This window comes from Acidimicrobiales bacterium (assembly GCA_036273495.1).
GTDB lineage: Bacteria > Actinomycetota > Acidimicrobiia > Acidimicrobiales > JAJPHE01 > DASSEU01.
Window position 1 is genome coordinate 1 of sequence record DASUHN010000326.1, and the last position, 8,657, is coordinate 8,657.

The window sequence follows — 8,657 nt, forward strand, 5'->3', positions numbered from 1 at the left end:
TCCGCTCGGCGTAGCCCCCCGGGAACTCGTTGTTGTACGCCAGGTTCACCACGCCCGTGAGCGTCAGCATCACCGGCATCGACGTCACCACGGTCCCGGGCGGAGGTCCCTCGGTGTCGGGTCCGTACTCGAGGACCTCGGCGCAGAACTCGTGGCCCATCACGATGTCGCGGTCGAGGTCCAACGAGGTGCCCACGGCCGGATCGATCCCGGCCGACAACTCGGCCATCCGCCGGCCGTGGCGGAGGAAGTGCAGGTCGGAGCCACAGATGCCACACGCCAGGACCCGCACCAACGCCTGGCCGAACGCAGGCACCGGGTCGGGGACGTCGTCCACCACCAGCTCGGAGCCCCTCATGACCGCGGCGCGCACGAGTTCGATCCTACGGGCCCTCGGGGCGCCCGCCGGAGCGGTCCACCCTCCCGGCGGGCGGAAAGTATGTTCGGCCCCGTGCCCCTGCGTGCCCCCTCCCGGGACGTCGGGCTGCGCAGCGGCGTGGGGGGCGCCGCCTCCGCCCGGGTGGAGCGGTTGGGGCGGCGCGACGCCGTCGTCGTGCGCGTCGACGCCACCATCGCCGCCGGCAGCCTGACCCCGGCCGACAGCGACACCCTGGCCGAAGCGGCCCGGCTGGCCCTGCGCGCCCGCCTGCCCCTGGCCGGCTTCCTGGCCTCGGGAGGAGCCTCCGTCGACCACGGCATCGAGGCCCTGCACGCGTGGGGCGGCGCGGCCCGGGCCCTCGCCGCGTGCTCCGGAGTCGTGCCGGTGGTGATCGCGGTCGAAGGCCCGGCGGTGTCGGGTCCCGCCCTGCTGCTCGGGCTGGCCGACGTCGTCGTCATGACGCCGGAGAGCTACGCCTTCGTGTCGGGCCCGGCCATGGTCGGACAGCTGACCGGTGTGGACATCGACGCCGCCCGGCTCGGGGGAGTCGAGGTCCACGCCCGCCGGACGGGTGTGGCGGCGCTGGAGGCCGAGGACGGCCAGCACGCCCGGCAGCTGGTCGTCGAGCTCCTCGACCTGCTGCCCGACGACGCCGACAGCGAGCCGCCCCGCCGGCCGAGCACCGATCCGCCCGGGCGCCTGTGCCCGGAGCTGCGCGCAGTGATTCCCGACTCCGCCACCGGCTCCTACGACGTCAGGCGGGTGATCAGCTCGGTGCTGGACCGCGACCATCCGTTCCTCGAGCTCCGCGGCCGCTGGGCCATGCAGGTCGTGACCGGGCTCGGGCGCATCAGCGGGCGGGTCGTAGGGATCGTCGCCAACCAGCCGCAGTCGATGGCGGGCACCCTCGACATCACCGCCTCGCACAAAGCGGCCCGGTTCGTGGCCTTCTGCGACACCTTCGCCGTGCCGATCGTGACGCTCGTCGACACGCCCGGATTCCTCCCCGGAAAGGACCTCGAGTGGCGGGGCATGATCCGCCACGGCGCCCAGCTGGTGTTCGCCTACGCCGACGCCACGGTCCCCCGGCTGTGCGTGGTCCTGCGCAAGGCCTACGGTGGCGCCTACATCGTGATGGACTCGAGCACGATGGGATCCGACATGTGCGTGGCGTGGCCGTCGGCCGAGGTGGCGGTGATGGGCGCGCGCGGCGCGGTGCAGATCCTGCACCGGCGGGCCTCCCCCGAGGAGATGACGGCGCTCGAGGCCGACTACAACGAGCGCTATCTGACCCCGTGGATCGCCGCCGAGCGGGGTCTGGTCGCGGACGTGATCGATCCCGCCCACACCAGGCGGGTACTGGCCACCGCCCTGGGGACGCTGCACACGAAGCGCGAGCAGGTCGTCGGCCGCAAGCACGGCAACACCCCGCTGTGACCGAGGTGGGACGGCTCGGTCCCGAGAGCGCCGACGCCGTCGCCGACCTGTGCCGGGTGGCGCTGGGGACCGACGCCCCCGAACGTGCCGACCTGGTCGCCAACCTGTTCGGGCCTCTCCCGGTGACCGTCCGCGGCGACCCCGAGGTGGGCGTCGTCGCCACCGCGGTGCGGTCGGGCACCGGGCACGTGCGCCTGCTGGCCGTGCACCCGGACCACCGCCGCCGGGGCGTGGGTGACGCCCTGCTCGCCGCCGCCGAGGCGGACGTGGCCGAGCAGTCCGCCGGCCAGGGCGCAGGGGTGACCGTCGGTGCCGACGCGCCCGACTACCTGTTCCCCGGTGCGCCCGTCCACCTCACCCCGATGCTCTGCCTCCTCGAGGCGCGCGGCTACGACCGGGCCGAGGCCAACCTCAACATGGACGTCGACCTCACCGCCCTGCCGCCTGATCCGGGAGGGGCGGAGCTGGCCACGGCCGCCGACGCCGCCGAGGTCGGGGAATGGGCCCGCACCCATTGGGCCTGGTGGGCCGACGAGGTCGACGCGGCCCTGCGGAAGGACCGGCTGCTGCTGGCGCGCGACGACGAGGGCATCGCCGGGTTCTGCGCGTGGGACGTGAACCGCAGCGGGTGGCTGGGACCGGTCGCCGTGCGGCCCTCGGCCATAGGAAAGCGCATCGGCGTGCCCCTGCTCCTCGGCGCCCTCCACCGCATGCGCGCCGACGGCCGGGCCCGGGCCGAGATCGCCTGGATCAGCCCCGTGCGCTTCTACGCCCGTAACGTCGGCGCGGTGATGGGAACCGTGTTCATCGTCTGCCGCAAGCGGCTGGAACCGCCGCCCCGCTCATGAGCGCCGCCGCCGACCCCGGCCCCGCCCTGCTGCCGCCGCCGCGCCAGGCCAACCTCGGCCGGGCCCGGGTGGCCCTGCCCGCCGGCGGACCGGAGATCGTGGTCGAGAGCGGGCACCGTCCCGAGGGCTACCGCCTGCGGACGGGGACCGAGGGCGTGCGCATCAGCGCGTCGGACCAGACCGGGGTGGCCCGGGCCCGCGCCACGCTGGCCCAGCTGCAGGACGGCAGCTCGGTCGTCGAGGCCGACGTCACCGACTGGCCCGACTTCACCGTGCGGGGGCTGATGCTCGACATCTCCCGCGACAAGGTCCCGAGCATGGACACCCTCCGCTGGCTGGTGGACGTGATGGCGGCGTGGAAGCTCAACCACCTCGAGCTGTACACCGAGCACACCTACGCCTACCCGGGCCACGACGAGGTCTGGCGGAACGCCAGCCCGATGACCGCGGCCGAGGTCGAGGAGCTGGACGGCTACTGCGCCGAGCGTCACGTCGAGCTGACCGCCAACCAGAACTGCCTCGGCCACATGGAGCGGTGGCTGGCCCACGAGCGTTACCGCCCCCTGGCCGTGGCCCCGGCGGGGTGGCCCGACCACCTGGGGCTGCTCCACCACCCCACGACCATGGACCCGAGCAACCCGGCGGCGCTGGAGCTGACCCGGTCGCTGCTGGCCGAGCTGCTGCCGCGGATGCGCAGCCGGCGGGCCCACGTCGGGCTGGACGAGCCGTGGGAGCTGCCCCCCGAGCGGGCGGGTGACTACGGCGCCTACATCAGCGCCCTGCGCGCCGCCCCCGAGCTGGCCGACCACGAGATGCTCGTCTGGGGGGACATCGTGGCCCTGCACCCCGAGCTGGCGCCCGGCCTGCCCCCGGGCGTGACCGTGTGCGAGTGGGGCTACGAGGCCGACCATCCCTTCGCCGATCGGTGCCGCACCCTGGCCGACGCCGGCCGGCCCTTCTGGGTGTGCCCGGGCACCTCGAGCTGGGACAGCCTCCTCGGGCGCTGGAGCAACGCCCGGGAGAACTGCCTGGCGGCCGCCACTGAGGGCCTGGCCCACGGCGCCGGTGGCTACCTGGTGACCGACTGGGGGGACAACGGCCACCTCCAGCCCCTGCCGGTGAGCCTCCCCGGGCTGGCCGCCGCCGCGGCGGCGGCGTGGAACGCGCCCGCCGCGGCCGACGCCGACTTCTCCGGGGCCGTCGCCGCCGTCCTCGGCAGCGCCCCTGCCGCCCGGGCCCTGCTCCGGATGGGTGACGCCCACCTGGCGGTGCGCCCCCAGGTCCAGAACTTCGCCGCCGTGGTGGTCCACCTCATCTATCCCCGGCTGCGGGTGGGTCAGGGCCTGACCGAGGGGCTCGACGCCGCCCAGCTCGACGCCTACGAGGACGTGATTAGCGGCGCCCTGCCCGCCCTGCGCGACCTGGGCGAGGGCAGCCGGGCCGGCCCGGTCGGCCCCGAGATGGCGCTGGTCGCGGACATCGCCCGATTGGCCGTGGCCGACGCCCGCGGCCGGCTGGCCGGGGACGGGTCCCTGCGCTCGGTCGACGAGGCCGTGCGCCGCCACCTGGCCGACACCGCCGACGCCCTGGCCGCCGCCCACGTGGAGCTGTGGACCGCCCGCAACCGCCCCGGCGGGCGGGAGGACAGCGCCGACCACCTCCGCCACCTGGCCGCGTGCTACCGGGCCGGGGAGGCAGCGGAGTTCGTACCGGCGTGGCAGTTCCCGCTGTGACCACCGTGCGCCGCCTGACGGCGGCGGACCGGGACGCCGCCGCCCGGATGCTGGCCCGGGCCTTCGACGACGACCCCGTGGCCCGCTACATCTTCCCCGGTGACCGGGTCCGCCCCGCCGGGCTGCGCAGCTTCTTCGGCATCCAGCTGCGCCATATGTTCCTGCCCGCCGCCGAGTCCTACGTGAGCGACGACGTGGGCAGCGCCGCCCTCTGGGTCCCCCCGGGGCGGCCGCCCCTGAGCGCCGCCGCCGCGCTCCGGCTGGTGCCGCTCGTCCGCCACACCCGGGGCCGCACCCCGCGGACCCTGCGGCTCCTGGCGGCCATCGACTCCCGTCACCCCCCGCAGCCCCACTTCTACCTCGGGGTCCTCGGCACCGACCCCCCGGCCCAGGGCAGAGGCCTCGGGTCCGCGGTGTTGGAGCCGGTCCTGCAGCGCTGCGACACCGAGGGCATCCCCGCCTACCTGGAGTCGTCGAAGGAGCGCAACGTCCCGTTCTACCGCCGGCACGGCTTCGAGGTCACCGAGGAGCTGCGCCTCCCCGGCGCCCCGACGCTGTGGCTGATGTGGCGGGAGCCCCGGCCCGCCTAGGCCGGCCGACACCGCCCGCCCGTGCCCCTAGTCATCGGGATCGACTCCTCCACCCAGGCCACCAAGGCCGAGGTGCGCGACGCCGACTCCGGGGCCCTGGTGGCCTCGGGCCGGGCCCCCCACCCCCCGACCACGCCCCCCCGCTCCGAGCAGGATCCCCACGCCTGGTGGGCGGCCCTCCGCGACGCGCTGGGCCAGGCCTGCTCCCAGGCGCCGGTGGCCCGGTCCGTGGCGGGCATGGCGGTGGCCGGCCAGCAGCACGGGCTGGTGGTGCTCGACGAGGCGCGCCGGGTGCTGCGGCCGGCCAAGCTGTGGAACGACACCGAGTCCGCCCCCGACGCCGCCTGGCTCCTCGACCGGCTGGGGGGTCCCGGCGCCTGGGCCGAGGCCTGCGGCAGCGTGCCGACGGCGGCGTTCACCATCACCAAGCTGTCGTGGCTCCACCGGACCGAGCCGGCGATCTTCGCCGCCGCCGCCCACGTCCTGCTGCCCCACGACTGGCTCACCGCCATGCTCACCGGGCGGCTGGTCACCGACCGGGGCGACGCCTCCGGGACCGGCTACTGGTCGCCCGCCGCCGGCAGCTGGCGCCCCGACCTGCTCGAGATCGTCTCGGCCGACAAACCGTGGCCCGAGATGCTGCCGGAGGTGCTGGGACCGGACGGGACCGCCGGCGCCGCCGACCCCGCCCTCACCCGCGCCCTCGGCCTCCCCGGGGACATCCCGGTGGCGGTGGGCACCGGGGACAACATGGCCGCGGCGCTGGCGCTCGGTCTCGAGCCCGGAGAGGTGACCTTCTCCATCGGCACGTCGGGAACCGTCTACACCGTCTCGGCCACTCCGACCGCCGACCCCGGCGGGGCGGTGGCGGGCTTCGCCGACGCCACCGGTCGCTACCTGCCGCTCGTGTGCACCCTGAACGCGGCCCGGGTCACCGACGCCGCCGCCCGGCTCCTCGGCACCACCGCCGACGTCCTGGCCGACACCGCCCTGGCCGCCGACCCCGGCGCCGGAGGACTGGTGCTGGTCCCCTATCTCGACGGGGAGCGCACCCCCGACCGCCCCGGCGCCACCGGCGTGCTGACCGGCATCCGCTCCGACGTCACCCGGGCCCAGCTGGCCCGGGCCGCCTTCGAGGGGGTGGTGTGCGGCCTGCTGGACGGCCACGACGCCCTCCGCGCCGCCTGCCCCACCGCCGGCACGAACCGGGCCCTCCTGGTCGGAGGAGGTGCCCGCTCGGCCGCCTACCGGCGCATCCTGGCCGACCTGTCCGGGCTGGAGGTGGCCGTCCCGGACGCGACCGAGCTGGTGGCGACGGGCGCGTGCATCCAGGCGGCGGCGGTGGCCACCGGGCGCCAGCCGGCCGAGGTGGCGGCGGCGTGGGGCCGGGGCAGCCAGGTGACGGTCGAGCCGACCCCCGGCTTCGACCCCGGCCCGGTGCGGCAGGCCTACCGGGAGGCCCGGGACCGGGCCTGAGGACCCGGGTGCCCGCAGCGGACAGTCAGGCGCCGACGAGATCGGGGCGGAGGCGGTAGCCCTGGCCCCGGATGTTCTCGATCACCTCGTCGCCCAGCTTGCGGCGGAGGTAGAGCACGTACACCTCGAGCTTCTTGGACGAGGGATCGGCCTCCGGCCCCCACACCGACTCGAGGAGCTCCTGGCGGGACAGGATCCGGCCCTGGCTGCGGAACAGCACCTCGGCCAGGGCGAACTCCCGGCCGGGCAGCTCGATCTTCTCGCTGCCGTCCCGACCCACGATCACCTGGTGGCGGTGCAGGTCGAGGGTGAGCGGGCCGGCGGTGATGAGCGAGTCGGTCATCTCCTCGGCCTGGCGCAGGCGGAGCTTGGCCCGGGCCAGCAGCTCCTCGAAGCTGAACGGCTTCTTCATGTAGTCGTCGGCGCCGCCCTCGAGGCCGGCGACGGTGGAGTCGACCTCGCCCTTGGCGGTGAGGATGATCACCGGCATCTTCTCTCCTCGCGATCGGATGTCGGCCAGCACGTCGAGGCCGTCCCGCTCGGGGAGCCCCAGGTCGAGGATCATCAGGTCGAAAGTGGTGTCGCGGGCCTCCTCGGTGGCCCTGAGACCGTCGTCGACCACCGTGGTGGCGTAGCCGTTCGCCTCGAACCCCTTCTTGATGAACGAGGCGATGCGATCCTCGTCCTCGACGATCAGGACTCTTGCCATGCGCCCTCCTGCGGGTTCTGAATGGGTAGGACCAGGGTGAACGTGGAGCCGCGGCCGGGAGAGCTGATCAGCTCCACCCGCCCGTGGTGGGCCTCGGCTATGGCCCGGACGATCGACAGCCCGAGGCCGGCGCCCTGGGACCGCCGGCGCCCGTTGCGGCCGCGGGCGAAGCGCTCGAAGACGCGGGTCTGGTCGTCCGGGGCTATCCCGATGCCGTCGTCGGAGACCCACAGCCGGTAGCTCTCGCGGGCCGCGTCGAGGCCGATGGTGATGCGGCCGGCTTCGCCCGTGTGGGCCACGGCGTTGGCGGCCAGGTTCATCAGGGCCTGGGTGAGGCGCTGGTGGTCGGCCATCGACGTGACCGAACCCGAGACCTGGCACTCCCACCTGCGGGCGCCCAGCGCCGCCACCTTCGGCATCAGGTCCCGGACCATCTCGTCCACCGCTGCCGGCGCCAGGTGCAGGAAGCCCGGGCGCTCCGCCTTGGCCAGCAGCAGCAGGTCGTCGACCATGCGGGTCATCCGGTCGAGCTCGTCGTTGACGATCGTCATCGTCTCGGCCCGCTCCTGGGGGTCGTCCCCGAGCAGCTCCAGGTGACCCCGGATCACCGTGATCGGCGTGCGCAGCTCGTGGCCGGCGTCGCTCACGAAGTCGCGCTGGCTGACGAAGGCCGCCTGGAGGCGGTCGAGCATGGCGTTGAACGTGCGGGCCAGCCCTCCGATCTCGTCGTCGGCGCCGGCCCGGATGCGCCGGGCCAGATCGGTCTCGCTGATCGAGCGGGCGGCGTCGGTCATGAGCCGGACGGGAGCCAGGACCCGCCCCGCCACCAGCCAGGCGATGAGGGACATCACCAGGAGCATGGTCAGCGACACGGCGGCCGCCACCGCCACGTCCCCGGTCACCTCGTCCACCGCCGGGCGCACGAAGTCGGCGGCCACGAACGTGCCGGGCGGGGACCCGGGCTGCTGCACCGGCACGGCCACGTACCGGACCGGGCCCGACGCGCTGTCGATCGTCCCCCACGTGGCGGCCCGGACGTGGTCGACCGCCCCCACCAGCCCCGGGATCCGCTCCAGGGGATAGGGCCCGCCGAAGCTGGCCTCGAAGGGCCGGCCCCCGACGAGGGTCAGGAATTCGCCGTCGGGCCCGGCCACGTGGGACCGCAGGAACGAGTCGAACAACCCCCTGACCGAGCCGGGGCCGGCGGTCTGCTGGGTGTCTGCCTGTTGGTTCAGGGCCGAGGCCTCGACCGAGAGCTGGCTGTCGACCCGCGTGTCGAGGCGGTGCATGAGCAGCTGGCGCTCGACCAGGAGGGACGCGCCGATCGCCACCGCCAGCAGGATCACGTACCACCCGAGGATGCGGCCTCGGGCGCTGCGGGCGACCGGGGCCAGCCGGCCGCTCGCCCGGACCCCCGGGGCGACCCGGGTCAGCCGGCCGGACCGGCGTCCGAGCTCAGTGGTGAGGGTGGCCATGATCGTCGTG

8 protein-coding genes are annotated in these 8,657 nt (G+C 74.9%); 5 read left to right on the forward strand and 3 right to left on the reverse strand.

Going from position 1 to position 8,657, the window contains the following annotated elements; all coding sequences use genetic code 11:
• The coding region (locus tag VFW24_13910) for an alcohol dehydrogenase catalytic domain-containing protein (GenBank protein ID HEX5267858.1) at window positions 1-373 on the reverse strand (373 nt) is incomplete at its 3' end.
• A gap of 78 nt (window positions 374-451) precedes the next feature.
• Between VFW24_13910 and VFW24_13915 the strand changes: the two genes are divergently transcribed.
• Genes VFW24_13915 through xylB form a run of 5 tightly spaced genes read left to right on the forward strand, consistent with a single transcriptional unit; the run spans window position 452 to window position 6,463 of the window.
• A complete protein-coding gene (locus VFW24_13915) occupies window positions 452-1,816 on the forward strand; it encodes a carboxyl transferase domain-containing protein (protein ID HEX5267859.1) in 1,365 nt (454 codons plus the stop codon).
• On the forward strand, window positions 1,813-2,664 hold the full coding sequence (locus tag VFW24_13920) for a GNAT family N-acetyltransferase (GenBank protein ID HEX5267860.1): 852 nt from the start codon (window positions 1,813-1,815) through the stop codon (window positions 2,662-2,664). Before VFW24_13915 ends, VFW24_13920 begins: the two co-directional genes overlap by 4 nt.
• Window positions 2,661-4,397 (forward strand): family 20 glycosylhydrolase, encoded by a 1,737-nt coding sequence (locus tag VFW24_13925; GenBank protein ID HEX5267861.1) that lies wholly within the window; start codon window positions 2,661-2,663, stop codon window positions 4,395-4,397. The genes VFW24_13920 and VFW24_13925 overlap by 4 nt, the downstream gene beginning before the upstream one ends.
• The gene (locus tag VFW24_13930) at window positions 4,379-4,987 is read left to right on the forward strand and encodes a GNAT family N-acetyltransferase (protein HEX5267862.1); all 609 of its coding nucleotides are present in this window, start codon (window positions 4,379-4,381) and stop codon (window positions 4,985-4,987) included. Before VFW24_13925 ends, VFW24_13930 begins: the two co-directional genes overlap by 19 nt.
• 21 nt (window positions 4,988-5,008) lie before the next feature.
• Window positions 5,009-6,463 (forward strand): xylulokinase, encoded by a 1,455-nt coding sequence (xylB, locus tag VFW24_13935; GenBank protein ID HEX5267863.1) that lies wholly within the window; start codon window positions 5,009-5,011, stop codon window positions 6,461-6,463.
• A 25-nt stretch (window positions 6,464-6,488) separates the two neighbouring features.
• On the opposite strand, the gene VFW24_13940 is transcribed toward xylB, so the two are convergent.
• Window positions 6,489-7,172, reverse strand: a complete 684-nt coding sequence (locus VFW24_13940) for a response regulator transcription factor (protein ID HEX5267864.1) — start codon at window positions 7,170-7,172, stop codon at window positions 6,489-6,491.
• The coding region (locus VFW24_13945; protein ID HEX5267865.1) for a HAMP domain-containing sensor histidine kinase at window positions 7,157-8,657 on the reverse strand (1,501 nt) is incomplete at its 5' end. The genes VFW24_13945 and VFW24_13940, both read right to left, overlap by 16 nt.